At 67.3% G+C, this 15,900-nt stretch carries 11 protein-coding genes; 3 read left to right on the top strand and 8 right to left on the bottom strand.

Annotation, left to right across the window (positions count from 1 at the left end; translation table 11 throughout):
- A partial coding sequence (locus IE075_RS15855) for a flagellin N-terminal helical domain-containing protein (protein ID WP_189456633.1) occupies window positions 1-1,098 on the top strand: 1,098 nt, incomplete at its 5' end.
- A gap of 703 nt (window positions 1,099-1,801) precedes the next feature.
- Here the strand turns inward: IE075_RS15855 and IE075_RS11470 are convergent.
- Window positions 1,802-3,211, bottom strand: a complete 1,410-nt coding sequence (locus IE075_RS11470; RefSeq protein ID WP_189456631.1) for a serine hydrolase domain-containing protein — start codon at window positions 3,209-3,211, stop codon at window positions 1,802-1,804.
- Window positions 3,212-3,633: 422 nt separating this feature from the next.
- Here IE075_RS11470 and IE075_RS11465 point away from each other — a divergent pair, with 422 nt between their 5' ends.
- A complete protein-coding gene (locus IE075_RS11465) occupies window positions 3,634-4,740 on the top strand; it encodes a serine hydrolase domain-containing protein (RefSeq protein ID WP_229792478.1) in 1,107 nt (368 codons plus the stop codon).
- 162 nt (window positions 4,741-4,902) lie between these two features.
- Here the strand turns inward: IE075_RS11465 and IE075_RS11460 are convergent, their stop codons facing one another.
- From IE075_RS11460 to IE075_RS11445, 4 genes are all read right to left on the bottom strand, one after another.
- Entirely contained in the window at window positions 4,903-7,107 is a 2,205-nt protein-coding gene (locus IE075_RS11460) for an ATP-binding protein (protein WP_229792477.1), read from the bottom strand.
- Between the two features lie 64 nt (window positions 7,108-7,171).
- Window positions 7,172-7,753 (bottom strand): YfiR family protein, encoded by a 582-nt coding sequence (locus IE075_RS11455; RefSeq protein WP_189456628.1) that lies wholly within the window; start codon window positions 7,751-7,753, stop codon window positions 7,172-7,174.
- A gap of 35 nt (window positions 7,754-7,788) precedes the next feature.
- Window positions 7,789-9,672, bottom strand: coding sequence for a TOL_0244 family TonB-dependent receptor (locus IE075_RS11450; RefSeq protein WP_189456626.1), 1,884 nt, complete (start codon window positions 9,670-9,672; stop codon window positions 7,789-7,791).
- Window positions 9,673-10,072: 400 nt separating this feature from the next.
- Window positions 10,073-10,444 carry a hypothetical protein gene (locus IE075_RS11445; RefSeq protein WP_189456624.1) on the bottom strand — a complete coding sequence of 124 codons (372 nt, stop codon included), beginning with the start codon at window positions 10,442-10,444 and terminating at the stop codon, window positions 10,073-10,075.
- A 108-nt stretch (window positions 10,445-10,552) separates the two neighbouring features.
- Between IE075_RS11445 and IE075_RS11440 the strand changes: the two genes are divergently transcribed.
- Window positions 10,553-11,500: a DUF72 domain-containing protein gene (locus IE075_RS11440; RefSeq protein WP_189456622.1), complete on the top strand. Its 948-nt coding sequence runs from the start codon at window positions 10,553-10,555 to the stop codon at window positions 11,498-11,500.
- Window positions 11,501-11,634: 134 nt separating this feature from the next.
- Here the strand turns inward: IE075_RS11440 and IE075_RS11435 are convergent, their stop codons facing one another.
- The 3 genes from IE075_RS11435 to IE075_RS11425 are packed head-to-tail and all read right to left on the bottom strand — an operon-like array spanning window position 11,635 to window position 15,314.
- Window positions 11,635-12,663 carry an ABC transporter ATP-binding protein gene (locus IE075_RS11435; protein ID WP_189456620.1) on the bottom strand — a complete coding sequence of 343 codons (1,029 nt, stop codon included), beginning with the start codon at window positions 12,661-12,663 and terminating at the stop codon, window positions 11,635-11,637.
- Window positions 12,653-14,233, bottom strand: a complete 1,581-nt coding sequence (locus tag IE075_RS11430; protein WP_229792476.1) for an ABC transporter permease — start codon at window positions 14,231-14,233, stop codon at window positions 12,653-12,655. Before IE075_RS11430 ends, IE075_RS11435 begins: the two co-directional genes overlap by 11 nt.
- A gap of 28 nt (window positions 14,234-14,261) precedes the next feature.
- Window positions 14,262-15,314, bottom strand: coding sequence for an extracellular solute-binding protein (locus IE075_RS11425; protein ID WP_189456617.1), 1,053 nt, complete (start codon window positions 15,312-15,314; stop codon window positions 14,262-14,264).
- Window positions 15,315-15,900 lie beyond the last annotated feature (586 nt).

Here is a 15,900-nt window from a genome sequence, read left to right as displayed (position 1 = left end):
ATCCGCGGCATCAACCAGGCCGCCCGCAACGCGAACGACGGCATCTCGCTGGCCCAGACCGCCGAAGGCGCCCTGGGTGAAGTGTCCAACAACCTGCAGCGCATCCGCGAGCTGGCCGTGCAGTCGCGTAACGCGACGAACTCGGCCGACGATCGCCTCGCCCTGCAAAAGGAAGTCACGCAGCTGAAGTCGGAAATCGACCGCGTTGCCAACCAGACCTCGTTCAACGGCACCAAGCTGCTCGACGGTTCGTTCACGTCGCAGGCGTTCCAGGTTGGCGCTAACCAGGGCCAGACGATCACGGTCGAGGGCATCGCCGATGCCAACGTCGCCGCGCTCGGCAGCTGGACCTCGGTGACCACCCAGGGCTTTACCGCGCAACGCGTGGTCAACGTCGGTGCCATCACCGCATCGGTCTCGGACGGCGACAACGTCGACGGCGACGGCAACGGCGCAACCGGCGTGGACCTTGGCCCCGGGTCGTTCACGCTCAACGGCGAGACGATCAGCTTCCGACGCCTCGGCGAGCAGAGCAGCGACACGGTCCTGAAGGCGCAGCGTCTGGAGGACATTGCCGCCGCCATCAACGCGAATTCGAACCTCGCCGCCGCCGGCATCACCGCCAGCTACGACGGCAGCACGCCGGGCAGCGAAACGCTGACGATCGACTCGGGGTCCGCCTCCACTGCCGACATCACCATCTCGGGTGCGAACACCGCGGAAACCGGACTGGCGAACGTAACTACGGCGGATGCGCCCGGTACCGTTCCGGGCACGGCGCAGACGGGCTTCGCCAATCTGGACATCTCGACGATCAACGGCGCCGACAACGCGATCCTCGCGATGGACGCAGCGCTGAACTCGGTCAACGGTGCCCGCGCCGACCTCGGTGCGATGCAGAACCGCTTCTCCTCGGTGGTCAGCAACCTCAACACCACCTCCGAGAACCTGACCGCTTCGCGCAGCCGTATCCGCGACGCCGACTATGCGAAGGAAACCGCCGAGCTGGCGCGTACGCAGATCCTCTCGCAGGCCGGCACCGCGATGCTCGCGCAGGCCAACCAGGCGACCCAGGGCGTGCTGAGCCTGCTCCGCTGAGCCCTACTCCATTGAGGCACGAGTCCGTTCGACCTGGTGGTTTTGCGAAAGGTGTACCGTCGGACAATGTTGGCGCACAACGAATGTCCAACCATAACGACTGGCGGTCGCGACAGCTGCGCCCGGATCATCTCGTGCAGATTCCTCACGCTAGCATCGACATCGCGCGGCACGGGCCTTCGTCGCTGAAACCATAGCCCGCCCGGTCGTAGGCGCATAACCGTGCCTTGCCCTGCAGGATGGGAAGGACGCGATACCAAGTGGATGAAACCGCATGCGTTCCTGCTTCGAACAGGACTGTCCGGTTGTCTTGCCCTGAACACCTCAGGTTAAGCCTGCGACCGTCGCGAAGGAGCACCTGTTGGGCGGCGCGCGCATAACTTTCCGGAATCGGCTCGGGGAGAGGCGCAGCCGTGGCTCGACCCGAGAAGAGAGTGAGGATGAGCAGTGGCGCGAGGGCGACCCATGAATTGTTCGACCGGCGTCTCCTTCAGTCGGGTCGCGTACGGGACGCGGCGCCCGCATCGCTGCTTGAGGGCGATGCTCCGGGACGACATCTCTAGGTACGAGACATGGCGCACTCGCCGCCTCGGGCTGGAAGCACGCCTCTACGGCACCTGCCTGTCCGACGCCCGCTGCCGGCCAGAAGCGGACGGAGTACAGCTGCAGCGATCCGGAGCACAGATTGGCGACCGTGCAGAAGCTACAAGCGCTGAGTTCCAGCCGGCTTGTCTACCCGCGGCGCGAGATCGCCCACTCCTTCGCCATCCGCGAAGAACCGCATCGCGACAAGCGCACCGGCCTCGTCCCGCTCGAGCGTGAAGTAGGTAAAGCTGCCCTGGTAGTAGAACGTGTCGCTCCCCACGGGAATCAGCGGCAACGGCTCGCTTCCGCTGCGCTGTGCGGTCAGCACGCCGTCTACCACCCGAAGCGTCCTGGTCGATTCATCATCGACGCGATAGACCCCTTCGTAGACGCGGAGCGCATCCGAGCCGAGCTCGACCGGCACGACCAGCGGGTAAGGCTTACCGATCGCCGCAGCAGCAAGACGGCGCGCAACCGTGTCAGGGTGGCCTCGGTCGCCGGGGCTGTCGCTGTTGTGCAAGACGACCACCGTCGTCTGCGAATCAGGCAGGTACAGCAGTCGCGACATGTAGCCGTACATGCGCCCGCTGTGCTCAAGCACCTCCTGACCGCGAACAGAACCACGGCCAATGCCGAACCCGTAGTCGCCTTCCTTGCCGCGGCCGGTCGGCGTAACCATCCGGTTGTAGGTCGTGGGCTTCAGCACGCGGCCGCTGTGCAGAGCGCGATTCCAGTCCGCGAGGTCATCGACGGTCGATGCCAGTGCGCCCGCGGCATGGGCCTGCGTCAGGTGGAATTGGACAGAGGGCGCGACCGGTCTGCCGTCCACATGCGTGTATCCGGCAACCACAGCCGGGGCGATCGTCGCATCGGCCGCGTACCCCGTGTCATCGAGGCCATGCGGATCAAGCAGCGCGTCTTCCACGTACGCGTGCCACGGCTTGTGCGTCACTGCCTCGATTACGGCGCCGACGAGCACATAGCCGGAATTGTTGTACTTCCAACCGGCGCCGGGCTGGAAGTCGGGCGTGTGGTGCTTGAAGTAATCGACCAGCTGTTGCGTCGTGAGCTCGCGGCTGACGGCGCCCTCCATCGCGCCTTCGATGGCGGTGAAGTTCTTGATGCCTGAGGTGTGGTCGAGCAACTGCTCGATCGTAATCGCGTCGCCGCCCGGATAGTCCGGCAGGTACTTCGAAAGGGGATCGCCCAGCGCGACCTTGCCTTCGTCGGCGAGCGTCAGCAATGCGGCGGCCGCGAACTGCTTGGTCACCGACGCGATCTGGAACGTGGAGTCCGCTGTGAGTGGCACATCCGCCTCGACATTCGCCTCTCCGCGTGCGCCGCGGAACAAGACCTTGTCGCCCTTCACGACGAGCACAGCCGCACCCGGGCCATCAGCGGGGTACGCCTGTCCGAGCAGCGACTCGGCATAAGCGCCGAAATCCTCCACAGCGGGTTCCGCGGCCCAGGTGGACGTGGAGAGCGCCGACACCAGTGCGAGCGTGGTCAAACGAGGGAAATTCTTCACATCCTGTTCCTTGGGACCGGCACTGCCGTGACCCTGCCGCAGCCTAGCGACCCCAGCGGAGCTGGCACGTGCCAGAGGTCAGTGCAGATCCGCTTCGGGTCGGGTAGCGGATATCTTTCCTGCCCCGCTGCCTTGGGGATCCGCTGCAAGTGCAGCGGCAAGCAGAGTTCGGTCGATCACAACTACCCGGCAGAGCTCTCGCATGTCGGGGAGGCGCAGATCCAGCACTCCCGATCGCTCGACGGACCGCTAACGCAGCCTTTCGTACGCTTCCCTGTCGCGGATATCTGCGTCTTCGACCGAACTGCCTGCGGTCATCTCCGAGACCGCGCATTGCTTCGCAGCGGTGCGTGCATACACGGGCCATATCCATGCGACCTGCGCCACCGATTACCCGTGCCTTCGACGCGAGTGCCCCGCACATGACGCCACTGAAAACCGCGGGCTTGCTGATCTCATTGCTCGCCGTGCTGCCTGCCTGCGCCCGGCAGCCAGCCGCGGACACCACGATGCATACGGAACGTGTCGGCGAGACGATCGCGCGACAGGTCACGGCCGCGCCCGAAACGACCTCCGGCAGGAGGGTGCAGCCAGGCCCCGAACTAGAGGCGGTACTGGCGGGTGCCAGTTCCATCGTGCAGCTCAAAGCGGTGGCGGTCTCCCAAGGCGGGCGCATCGTGGGCACCCGCGGCTTTCGCGGCAGCACGGTGGACAGCCCCACCAACATCAAGTCGGCGTCGAAGACCGTGCTCTCAGCGCTAGCGGGCATCGCCATCGACAAGGGCGTACTGCAAGGCACGGAGCAGCGCGTGGCGGAGGTGCTTGAGCGGGACCTGCCCGCCAACCCGGACCCGCGCCTGCGCAAGATCACCGTGAGCCATCTGCTTTCGATGCAGGCTGGACTCGAGTCGACGTCGGGCGTGAACTATGGTCGCTGGGTCAGCAGCCCGAACTGGGTGCGCGACTCGCTGTCGCGCCCGTTCGTTGCCGAGCCCGGCGGTGCGATGGTGTATTCCACCGGCACCAGCCACCTGCTCTCGGCCATGCTGGCGCGTGCGAGTGGGCGCAGCACGCTGGCACTGGCCCGCGAGTGGTTGGGTCCCCAGGAAGGATTTGCGGTCACGGCGTGGGACCGCGACCCGCAGGGCGTGCACCTAGGCGGCAACAACATGGCCATGAGCACCCGTTCGCTGCTGGCGTTCGGCGAGCTGTACCGCAGCGGTGGCGTCGCCCGCGACGGCACACGACTGCTCAGCGAATCCTGGATCGAGCAATCCTGGCAGCCGCGCACCGCGTCGCGCTATACCGGCGATGGCTATGGCTACGGCTGGTTCCTTCGCGAGCTCGGCGGTCAGCAAGTGCGCTACGCCTGGGGTTACGGCGGGCAGATGCTCTACGTGGTGCCGGCGCTGGACCTGGTGGTGGCGATGACGTCGGACGACAGCAGCGCCTCGGCCAGGACGGGGCACCGCGACGACCTGCATGGCCTGCTGGTCGACATCATGGAGAGCGCCACGCCGGTCGACTAGGGCACGGCCCCGGGGCGCCGCCTGTCCGCTTCGGGTAAGAAGCGGAACCATGCCCTGCTCTGCAGTGTCTGCGTCTCGGCGAGTCCGCTTCCGGCCAATAGCCGACATGGACGACTCGCCTGTAGGCCGGACGGGAGCACCAGCTGGGCTACCTATTCGGCGTCATGGGGCGACGACCGCGGCGCCGCCGAACTGCTCGATGATTACTGCCAACACACTCGGATCGAGCGGCTTGACCAAGTGGTGGTGAAAGCCCGCAGCCATCGTCGCGGCTCGGTCTTCGGCCTGTCCGTAACCCGTGGCCGCAACGAACAATGCGTCATCGGTAGCGGTATTCAGGCGCAGCTGGCTCAGCAGCTCGATGCCGGTCATGTCGGGCAGGCCAATGTCCAGGATGTACATGTCGAACGTCTGGCCAGTGGCGAGCGCCAACGCGTGGGCACCGTCGTACGCGACATGGACGTCGTGACCCATCACCGACAGCCATTGAACGAGCGAGTCGGCTGCATCGACATTGTCATCGACAACCAATACGCGCCGCTGCAGTTGGTTCAGTGCAAGGGCCGGCATTGGGTGTGGAGTCCCGGTCCGGGGCACGATGGTCGGCAACGTCATCGCGAAACAGCTGCCCTGGCCCAGGCCAGCGCTGCTTGCGACGATCGTCCCGCCATGGCGGGTGACAAGCGCATGGACAAGTGCGAGACCAATGCCGAGCCCACCCTGTGAACGGTCCGGTGTCCGCTCGCCCTGCACGAATAGATCGAACACGCGGGGAAGCAGCGCGCTGTTCATGCCAATGCCGGAGTCTTCAACGGAGATCGTTGCTGACATCTGCTCAGGGCGGAGCGCGATCGCGACCTTGCCGCCGGCAGGCGTGTACTTCGCTGCATTGTTCAACAGGTTCGCGACCGACTGAATCAGGCGCGTGCGGTCGCCCGCAACCCACACTTCCGAGTGTGGCGTGTCGACCGTCAGGGTGTGCCCGCGGGTGTCCATTAGCGGGCGGGCCTGTTCGAGCGCGGCGTGCACGACGTCTCTCAGCTCGACGTTCGCTCGTTCGATGTCGATCAGTCCGCGTGTGACGCGCGAAACATCGAGCAGGTCATCCACCAGCGACGACATATGCCGGACCTGGCGACCGATCACCTGACTGGCGCTCCGGACCTTGCCCGGGTCGTGGGAGAGATGCTCGAGTAACGCACTCGCCGTGGCAATCGGCGCAAGCGGGTTCCGCAGTTCATGCGCGAGCATCGCCAAAAACTCATCCTTTCGACGGTCGGCGTCGCGCAGGCGCTCCTCGCTCTCGCGCAGGGCGCGCTCGTTCGCCTTGCGTGTGGTGACGTCGATTGCCGTACCGATGACCCGGACGCATCGGCCATTCGCATCGAACACCGCGCGTCCCTTCGCCGCGACCCAGCGGATGACACCGTCATCCCGGCCGACGGTGCGGTAGTCGACGTCGTAGACCGCACGCCGCACGGGGTCGGCCGCGCTCGCGAACGCAGCGGTCACGCTCTCGCGGTCTTCTGGATGCAGCCCTTGGTAGAAATCGTCCATGGTGACCGGACGCTCAGCGGCGATGCCGAACATCGCCTTGACCCGTGGTGGCCAGAACAGCGTGTTGGCAACCAGATCCACGTCCCACAGGCCGATGTCCGCTGCCTCGGTGGCCAGTTCGAGTTGCTCTTTCGACTCCTCGGCGCGGAGCTGCGCCGCAAGCAGCGCTTCCTGCTGCCGTTCGATGTGCCGCAGCATTTCGTTGAACGCTGCGCTCAGGCGCCCGAGCTCGTCGTCGTCCTGCACGGGCACGCGGGTGGAGTAATCTCCGGTATCCCGCACATGCTGAGCCGCACGTTCGAGCCGCACGATCGGCTCCGTGAGCAGCGGCTGCAGCCGTCGGCCGATCCATACCGCAAACAGCATCGCCAAGAGCGATAACAGCGCGGTCTGCAGCGCGCCCATCAGCGCTTCACGCCGCAGCGCAGTGTCGCGCACCTCAATTTGCAGGCGGCCGTGCAGTCCAGCCCGGTCGTGAACTGGCATGACGAGCACAAAGCCGCCGGGTACCGACCAGCGGCCTGCGCGGTAATTTTTCGGCAGCGGCGCCGGTTCACCACTCGGGTCGAAGGCCGCAAGCAGCCCGCCGTGACGGTCGATCAGGTAGGCCCGCTGGAGGCCTTGGACCGCGCGCAGCGCCTCCAGGGTCTCGCGTGCGAGCTCACGGTCGCCGAAGGCAAACGCGGCACTGGAATACGTCGCCACGATCTCAGCCTGCGAAGCGACCGTGGCAGCGCTCTGCTGCTGCAGATGGCGGTAGTTGCGCACTCCCGCCCACCCGGAGACGACCGCAACGGCGACGCCGCTCACGATGGCAATGATCCACGTGGCTTTCGCCGCGAGCGTCCTCAGGCGCCGCAGGGGGTTCCGCATGTCAGGGGCCAGTCGCGGGACGCGCGAGCGTCAAAAGGCGGGCGCTGATGTCCAGCGACGAGGCCCTGACGGCCGGCGCGTTGACTGCGAACCGCACGTGCCCTCCGTCGAGATACATGCCGAACATGCCCCCCGACGAGACGAAGTCCTGACCAGGCCCAACGGTGAGCACCGGGCGACCCGCCATCGCTGTGGCGGCCGTGCGCGACCAGGCACGGTGACTGCTGCCGACGTAAAGCACGTCGGAGGCCGCGGCTGCCTGCTGGAGTGCACGCACAGCCGCCGGCTCGCTCGGGGGAATCGATGCCAGAGGCAGCAACCGGACGCTCAGGCGCCTGCCGTTGATCGCACCTGCCCGCGTCGCAAGGTCACGCAGCGCGCTCACGTTCTGCGCGGTGCCGAGCACTGAAATGACGAGCGGCCCGTCGCCCGCCTGGGGCCAGCGTGAATAGCGTACGAAGTTCATGACGTATGCCGCGTGGACACGCATTTCGTCCTCGGTGGCGCCATAAGCTCGGCGCGCGCCTGGCCATGCGGACACGACGATCAGCAACGTCCACGCAGCGCGCTGCACCCAGCGCATGGCGCCGGAAGTGGGTTGCACGGGCGTGCTGGATGTCACCAGTCCATCCGAACGTCGACGAACGCAGAGCGGCCGAAGACGCTCTGCGCCAAGCCGTTGGCGGGCTCGATTTCCGCATGCTGCTCGTCGAGCAGGTTGCGCGCGCCGACGCCGAGTTCGAAGCCGTCCGTCGGCCGATAGCTCCAGCGGGCGTCGAGCTGCACATAACCGGGCACGCGCGGTGCGGGCAGCGCGCTCACATGGCGTGCGAACGCCGAAAGCTGGTGGTGCGCGCCCATGCGCCGCGTCATGCGGAGAATCGCCTGATGCTCCGGATCGTTGCCCTGGTCGGTCAGCGTGGCTGCGCCGCTGAAGCCGGGGCGATACTGACGATGCTGGCGGAGCTCCAGCACTCCGGCCGCCACTTCCCAAGTGCTGGTGATGCGGGCCGTCGCCCACGCCTCGCCGCCCCATGTGCGTGCTGTGGCGCCATTGGAGACGTTGACCCCGCCTTCGGGCGCGGGACGGCCGCCACGGAGGTAGTCATACCAGTGATGGAAACCCGCAAACGAGACCGACAGCCAGTCGAACGGCTGCGCCCGGTACCCGAGCTCGACCACCTGCGCCGTTTCTGAGCGGAAGTCCGGGCCGCCCCGAATGAAATACGGCTCGGTCGCCGGGAAGAAGAAATCACGGTCGAACCGGGATGGAGACCGCACCGCTCTCGATGCCGCCGCCCACATGAGGCTGCCTGCATCCGACGTGTATGCCAGGCGCAGCGTCGGCAGTACTTCGACGCCGGTGTAGACGTTGGAATCCAGCCGGACGCCGAGCTGAGTCACCAGGCGCGGCGTCAGTGCGATCTCGTCCTGGACGAACAGATGCGCCCATGCAAGATCACGTCGATCCGGTTGCAGCCTCGCCAGTAGCCCCCGGCTGCTCTCATCGCGCGCGTGGCGGTAGCCCGCGCCCCAGGTCAGGCGATGCGCCCCCGTCTGCAGGGTACGAACCGCTTCGAGCGAAGCGATGCGCATCCGGTCGTCGATCACGAGCGGATCCGTGCGGTGGACCTGATCGACGTAGCCCTGCACCAGCCACTGTGCCTCGGGCGCCGTCCGATGCGTCCAGCGCACCGTCAGGTTATGGCCTTCCGCCCGCAGCGCACCGAACGCACGCTCAGCGGCGCGGGCGCGAAAAACATCGCCCTGCACCCTGAGCTCGGAATCGCCGGCTGCCCAGTCACCGCGGAAGCCCGCCTGGTCCTGTGCCCAGGTGTCCGCGATCGGCTGTCCTGAAGCCGTTGACGTCGCATCCATTTCGCGGCGCTTGCCGTACAGGCGCACTGCACCTTCAGCACCCGCGCGCACGGTATGCCCGGCTTCGATCCCGCGCCCCTCGTCACCCGCCCAGCCCGCGACATAGCCACCGAGCGATTCGCGGACGGGCCGGGTGACAATGTTGATCACACCATTGACCGCGTTCGCGCCCCATGCGGCCGCGCCCGGACCGCTGACCACCTCGATTCGGTCGATGTCGGCGATCGCGACGTCCTGCATGTCCCACAGCACGCCCGCAAACAACGGGGTGTAGATCGGCCGGCCGTCGACCAGCACCAGCATCTTGTTGCTGAGCGACGTCTTCATGCCGCGTGCGGTGACCGCGTAACCGGCAGCGTTGATCTGCGCAACGTGCAAGTTGGGCGCGAGCCGCAGCGCCTCCGGCAGCGTGCGGATACCGAACGCACGGATCTGCTCGCCATGGATCACGTAGATCGACGCCGGGGTATCGGCCAGACGCGAGGCACGCCGTGAGGTCGCCGTCACCTCGACCTGACCCAACTGTTCCAGGCTCAGTCCGAGCAATGCGTCGGCCGGATCGGTGCCCGTAGCCGCCGTGGCGCCGACCGCAAGCGCGACCCCAAGAAAAACAGAACCCAACATGGACGCGCCTGATCGCCGTAACCCATCTAGTTTACCGTCGCGCTACACGTTTTCTTTACAAACTGCTGAAGCGCGTGGACGCGTCTCTGGTTCAGCTTGGTAGCCAGTGGTCGCGGGCTCTCGCTATCCATCAGGCCGCTCATGCAGTCCGGAAATATGCGCTTCGGGTCGGCAACGGACATCGGCCTGATGCAAACCTCAGTTGCACCCGACGCCGACTGTCCGCCCGATCGATGGCAGCCACGCTGCGATCGACCGCCGCACGAGCGCGGCGCGGATCGAGAGTTCCGTAGTCGCGAGACTGCACGGCGAAGAACACGGCCCGAATCGCTGACGCGTTCGCATCAGCCGATCGCGCTGGCCCGGACGAGTGAACACCCCCGCTCCGCCGGCCCGACGCTCAGGCCGCCGTTGCCTGCTCCGGGCCCGCGCCATCGCGCTCGTCCTGCCGAAGCTCCGTATCGAACAACGCACGGGCGCGGCGGCGGGCGCGGGCTTCCGCGGCCGGGCCGAGCAGCGCGACCGTTGCGCGGGTCACGAACGGCACCGGCGCCGGCACTTCGAGCCGGACGGCGACGGCGTACAGGCGCTCGACCAAGCGGTCGGGCTTGTCGGTCCGAACGTCCACCGCCGCGACGCCATCGAGCGGCGTGGCGGCGAGGTAGCCGGCGGCGTAATCCGGCGGCGCGCCGTCCAGAACCCGTGCGGTGCGCCGAATGCCGGCGCGGGCGTCCGTCACGCCTTTCTCGAAAAGCTCGGGGTCGATCGGCACGGGCGCGCTCCTGGTTGAGGACGTGCAGAGATGGGGTCGAAGTGCGCTCGAGCCAATAGGCCCGCCGGCCCTCGCGCCGCCTTGGCACGGCGTCGCTACCCTGCCCGCATGGAGAAGATCCGCATCGGCACCGCGAGCTGGACCGACCCGAGCCTGATCAAGTCGGGCCTGTTCTACCCCAAGGGGGTCAACAGCGCCGAGGAGCGGCTGCGCTTCTACGCGGCGAACTTCCCGGTCGTGGAGGTCGACTCCAGCTATTACGCGCTGCCGAGCTCGAAGAACTCCGATCTTTGGATCGAGCGCACGCCGGACGACTTCACGTTCAACATCAAGGCCTTCCGCCTGCTCACCGGCCACCAGACGCCCGCGAGCGCGCTGCCCAAGGACATCGCCGAGGAGCTTGCGCCCCATTTCGCCGAGAAGAGGAACATCTACTACACGGATGTTCCTGACAGCCTGCGCGACGAGCTGTGGAAGCGCTACGAGCGCGGCATCCGCCCTCTGCGGGCCGGCGGCAAGCTCACTGCGGTGCATTTCCAATTCGCGCCGTGGGTGACGCCTTCGCCCGACTGGAAGCGGCACCTGGAGGAGTGCGTCGGGCGTCTCGGCGACTACCTGCTCGCGTTCGAGTTCCGGAACAAGGCCTGGTACGGATCGAAGGAAAAGGACGAGGAGACGCTTGCGATGGAACGTGACCTGGGCGTCGCGCACGTGACCGTCGACGAGCCGCAGACCAAAAAGGGCCACAACATTCCGCAGGTGTGGGCCGTCGCGTCACCCGAGCTCGTGATCGTGCGACTGCACGGTCGAAACCATGAAACCTGGGACGCGAAGGACGCCAAGGCGGCAAGCGAGCGGTTCAATTACGACTACACCGACAAGGAGCTGAAGGACCTCGGCAAGAAGATCCGCAAGATTGCGGTCGAAGCGCCGGCGCAGGTCATCTTCAACAACAACTACGGCGATCAGGGCCAGCGCAACGCAAAGTCGCTGATGAAGATCCTCGGCAAGCATGCCGAGCAGCGCGAGCCGCCTGACGATCCGACGCTCCTGTAGACCGCAGCTCCGCGCTCGGGCGTCGCGTAACCGCGCTAGGAACGTTCGCGACTACAAAATGTTGGTGCGTTTATCGCCGCTCCGCATCGTCGCTTGGATGTGCCGGAGCGCATCGATACCCCGACTTATTCGCGTCAGGCGAATGCCACGAGCGGACCTTCAAGTGCGATCGCAACCGACGCGCCCTCGGCAGGCGCGCTGGAGCGATGCAGCAGCGCTTTAAGCTCCTGCCCGTCAGCCAGGCGCAGCACGCACAGGAAGGACTCGCCGCGGAACCGGCGTTCGATCACCTGCGCGGTGCAGGTTCCGCCGGACATGACGCGCACGTTCTCCGGTCGCACCAGCACCTCGACTGCGGTGCCCACCGGCCACGCGCCGCCTTTGAACGTTGTCTCGCCGACCGCGCAGCGCACGCGCCCGTTCGCGATGATCGTGCCGGGCAGCAGCGTGCCCTCGCCCACGAAGCCCGCCACGAAGCGCGAGGCCGGGCTGTCGTACAGCGCCGAGACATCGCCCCACTGCTGCAGGCGCCCCTCGCCGACGAGGCCGATCACGTCGGCCATCGCGAACGCCTCGCTCTGCGAATGCGTGACCAGCAACGCGGTGGTGCCGGTGCGCTTGAGCGCGGCGCGCACGTCGCGGGCAAGCCGGTCGCGCAGCTCGGGGTCCAGGCTCGCGAACGGCTCGTCGAACAGCAGCATGCGCGGCTCGGGCGCGAGCGCGCGGGCCAGCGCGATGCGCTGCTGCTGCCCACCGGAGAGCCGGTGTGGATAGCGGTCCGCCTCGTCGGCCAGCCCCACGAGCGCGAGCATCTCCGTCGCGCGCGCGTGCGCTTGCCGTGCCGGGCTGCGGAACAGTCCGAGCCGGACGTTCTCGCGCGCGGTGAGGTGCGGCAGCAGTGCGTGATCCTGGAACACCATGCCGATCCGCCGCTGCTCCGGCGGCAGGTGGGTGCCGGGCCTCGACAACGCCATGCCTTCGGCCAGGATCGCGCCGCGCGCGAGCGGCTCGAAGCCGGCGATCGCGCGCAGCAGTGTCGTCTTGCCGCTGCCCGACGGGCCGAGCAGGCAACCGATCTGCCCGGGCTCCAAGCCGAAAGACACATCGTCGAGCACGATGCGCCCGCCGTAGCCCACCGCCGCGCGATCGACCTCAAGGCGCATCCTGCCTCCGACGCGTCAACAGCATCACCGGGACCAGGCCCGCCAGCACGATCGCGAGCGACGGCAGCGCAGCGCGCGCCCACTCGCCTTCGTTGGTCAGTTCGAACACGCGCGTGGCGAGCGTGTCCCAGCCAAACGGCCGCATCATCAGCGTGATCGGCATCTCCTTCATCACGTCGACGAACACGAGCAGGCCCGCCGCTGCGAAACTGCCGCGCAGCAGCGGCCACTGGACGTGGCGCAACTGCCGCGGACCGGTCACGCCCAGGCTGCGGCTCGCATCGACGAGGCCCGGGCGGATCCGCAGCAGGCCACCGGCCACCGGCGCGTGCGCCACGGCCAGGAAGCGGATGCCGTAGCCGACCAGCAGCAGCGCAAGGCCGCCCTGCCACATCGCATCCATGCCGGTTTCGTTCGCGAGCCAGGTCGAAAACCGCGCCACTGGAACATAAAGCCCAACCGCGAGCAGTGCGCCCGGCAGGCCGTAGCCGAGCGTGGCCAGGCGCGTGACCGCGGTGCTTGCCAGTCCGGGCCGGTTACGCGCGGCCATCGCGATGACGAACGCGGCGGCGGCGGTCAGCGCGGCGGCAACCGTGGCCAGGCCCAGCGCATTGGTCACTGATTCCACGTAGCGCGCATCCAGCTCAGCGAGGTGGCGTACCGCATTCCAGAGCAGGCGTGCGGCCGGAACCGCAAAGGCGATTGTCACCACCAGTGCGCACAGCCCGCTCGCAAGCCAGGCATAGCGACCGAGTCGCAGCCGGGTCGATTCGACATGGCCGACCGTCGCGAATGATTGCCGCCGACGGAGCGCGGCCTCGATCACGACCAGCGCGATCACGAACACGAGCATGACTGCTGCGATCTGCAGTGCGGTGTCAGGGGAAAAAAGCGCAAACCACGCCTTGTAGATCGCGGTGGTAAACGTGTCGTAGTTGAATGCCGCGACGGTGCCAAAATCCGCAAGCGTTTCCATGAGCACCAGCAGCGTGCCGCCGGCGACCCAGGGCCGCGCCAGCGGCAGGCTCGTCGAAACGAATGCGCGCAACGGGCTCATGCCGAGCGAACGCGCGACCTCGAGCGCACGACTGCCCTGGCTTGCGAACGCCTCGCGGGCGACGAGATACACGTACGGATACAGCGCGCATGTCAGCACCGCGATCAGCCCCGCACGCGAGCGGAACGGCAGCTCGGGCGCGCCCAGTTCCCGCAGCAGCGTGCCGACGGGACCTGCATAGTCGAACAGCTCGATGAACACCGTCGCCAGCACATAGCCCGGAAAGACGAGCGGGAGCACCAGCAACCACGCAAATACACGCCGCCCCGGGAAATCGCACAGGGCCACGAGCGCGGCGAGCACCGTTCCAAGCGCCGCGCTCGCAACGCCCACGCCCAGCAACAACCAAGCCGTGTTGCGGCCCACGAGCGGCAGCACGTGCGTGAGCAGGTGGTCGAGCGTGGCCGGATCGGGCCGGGCGAGTGCGGCAAACGCCGACAGCAGCGGCACCAGGCTCGGCAGCGACAGCGCGACAGCGAGCCACAACCACGGTGCCCGGCCGGGGCCGGGCACCGTGAATCGCGTCAGTCCGGGAGCGGGATCAGCGGTAGCCGGCACGGTCCATCAGCTTGACCGCCTCGGCCTGCAGGCGGCCGGCTTCGGACACGTTGATCACGTCGGCCTTATAGTCGCCCCAACCTTCGACGAGCGGCGCGGCCTCGATCTTCGGGTTGGCGGGATATTCCATGTTTTCGTTCGCGTACAGCGCCTGCGCCTTCTCGGACGAGAGCCACTCGATGAACGCGCGCGCCGCCTCGGGGTTGTCCGAATGCTTGGTCACGCCGGCGCCCGACACGTTGACGTGCACGCCGCGGTCGCCCTGGTTCGGCCAGAACGGCTTGACCGCGAGCTCCGGCTTGTCGCGCTGCTGACGACCGAGGTAGTAGCTGTTCACGATGCCGACGCTGCAGCGCCCGGCCTCGATCGCCTCGATCACCGCCACGTCGTTCGCGAACGGCGGCGCGGCCAGGTTCTCGACCCAGCCCTTCACCACCTGCTCGGTGCGCTCCGGCCCGAGCGTCGCGATCATCGTCGCGACGAGGCTCTGGTTGTACTCGGACTTGCTCGTGCGCATGCACAGCTTGCCGCGCCACTTCGGGTCAGCCAGGTCCTCATAGGTCGACAGCTGCGTCGCCGGGACCGCCTTCGGATCGTGCACGATCGTGCGCGCCCGGACCGACAGGCCCACCCAACGGTTTTCCGGATCGCGCAGATTCGCCGGGACGTTGGCCTGCAGCGTCGGCGAGTCGATCGGCTGCAGCAGGCCCAGATTGGCGGCCTGCCAGAGATTGCCCGCGTCGACCGTGATCAGCACATCGGCCTGCGTGCGATCGCCTTCGGCGCGCAGGCGCTCCATCAGCGGGGGCGCCTTGTCCGTCAGGTAGGTGACCTTGGTGCCGGTCTCCTTCGTGTATTGATCGAACAGCGGCTTGACCAGCTGCTCGTTGCGCGAGGTGTAGACGACCAGTTCTTGCGCCGCGGCCGGGGCGGCCGGCTTCGCGTCGGCAGCAGCCGGCTGCGCTTCGGGCTCGGCCTGCTTGCCGCAGGCGGCGGTCAGGACAAGGAGCGAGACAGCCAGGACGGAAAATCGCATTTGCAAGCCTCTTTTAATTCGGTTTGGGGTTCGGGCCCGGGCCCATGAGCGCCCGGCCGCCCTCTTGGCACCCGTCATGCCGGGTCGGCAAGCCGGATGAAGCACTTCGGACGCGTGGGGCGCCCCGCCCAGGGCCGTCCGTGCCGCGTGGGCCGAACTTGGCCCTCCAGCTCATGCCCGGCCGCCGATCTACGGCATAGACAGGCGCCTTCCGTCGCGGGCTGGACGCGTATTGCATCGGCCCCGTACGGGCCGGCGCGATACGCGTGGAGCAAGAACGCCGCCATGATCCGGTCGCCGGGCGCAGGGGTCAAATGAAACCGGTTCGCATCTGCCCGACGACTCGATCGACTCACCGGGGTTGCGCCCCGCGGGCCGTTCGCCGTCCCGTCGCGACGGCGTTTGACCGCGTCTTGGCGACCTCCTGCCGCAAGAGGGCCAGACGTTCGATAACGAAGCGCCGCGCGACGCAGCCTCTTGCGTCGAGGAGGTCTTTGAGCGCCGCCGACCGCGACGCGCTCGTCGACCCGGCAGACGGGCGACCCTCATCTGCGCGACCACTGCGTTGCCCGCGCCTCTTGATGAG

The organism is Cognatilysobacter bugurensis (assembly GCF_014652095.1).
Lineage (GTDB): Bacteria > Pseudomonadota > Gammaproteobacteria > Xanthomonadales > Xanthomonadaceae > Cognatilysobacter > Cognatilysobacter bugurensis.
This window is presented reverse-complemented; position numbering and strand designations above follow the sequence as displayed.

Coding starts and splice junctions, on each gene's coding strand:
- IE075_RS11465 (WP_229792478.1), top strand. CDS start 3,634: ATGACGCCACTGAAAACCGCGGGCTTGCTGATCTCATTGCTCGCCGTG.
- IE075_RS11455 (WP_189456628.1), bottom strand. CDS start 7,753: ATGCGCTGGGTGCAGCGCGCTGCGTGGACGTTGCTGATCGTCGTGTCC.
- IE075_RS11450 (WP_189456626.1), bottom strand. CDS start 9,672: ATGTTGGGTTCTGTTTTTCTTGGGGTCGCGCTTGCGGTCGGCGCCACG.
- IE075_RS11440 (WP_189456622.1), top strand. CDS start 10,553: ATGGAGAAGATCCGCATCGGCACCGCGAGCTGGACCGACCCGAGCCTG.
- IE075_RS11435 (WP_189456620.1), bottom strand. CDS start 12,663: ATGCGCCTTGAGGTCGATCGCGCGGCGGTGGGCTACGGCGGGCGCATC.
- IE075_RS11425 (WP_189456617.1), bottom strand. CDS start 15,314: ATGCGATTTTCCGTCCTGGCTGTCTCGCTCCTTGTCCTGACCGCCGCC.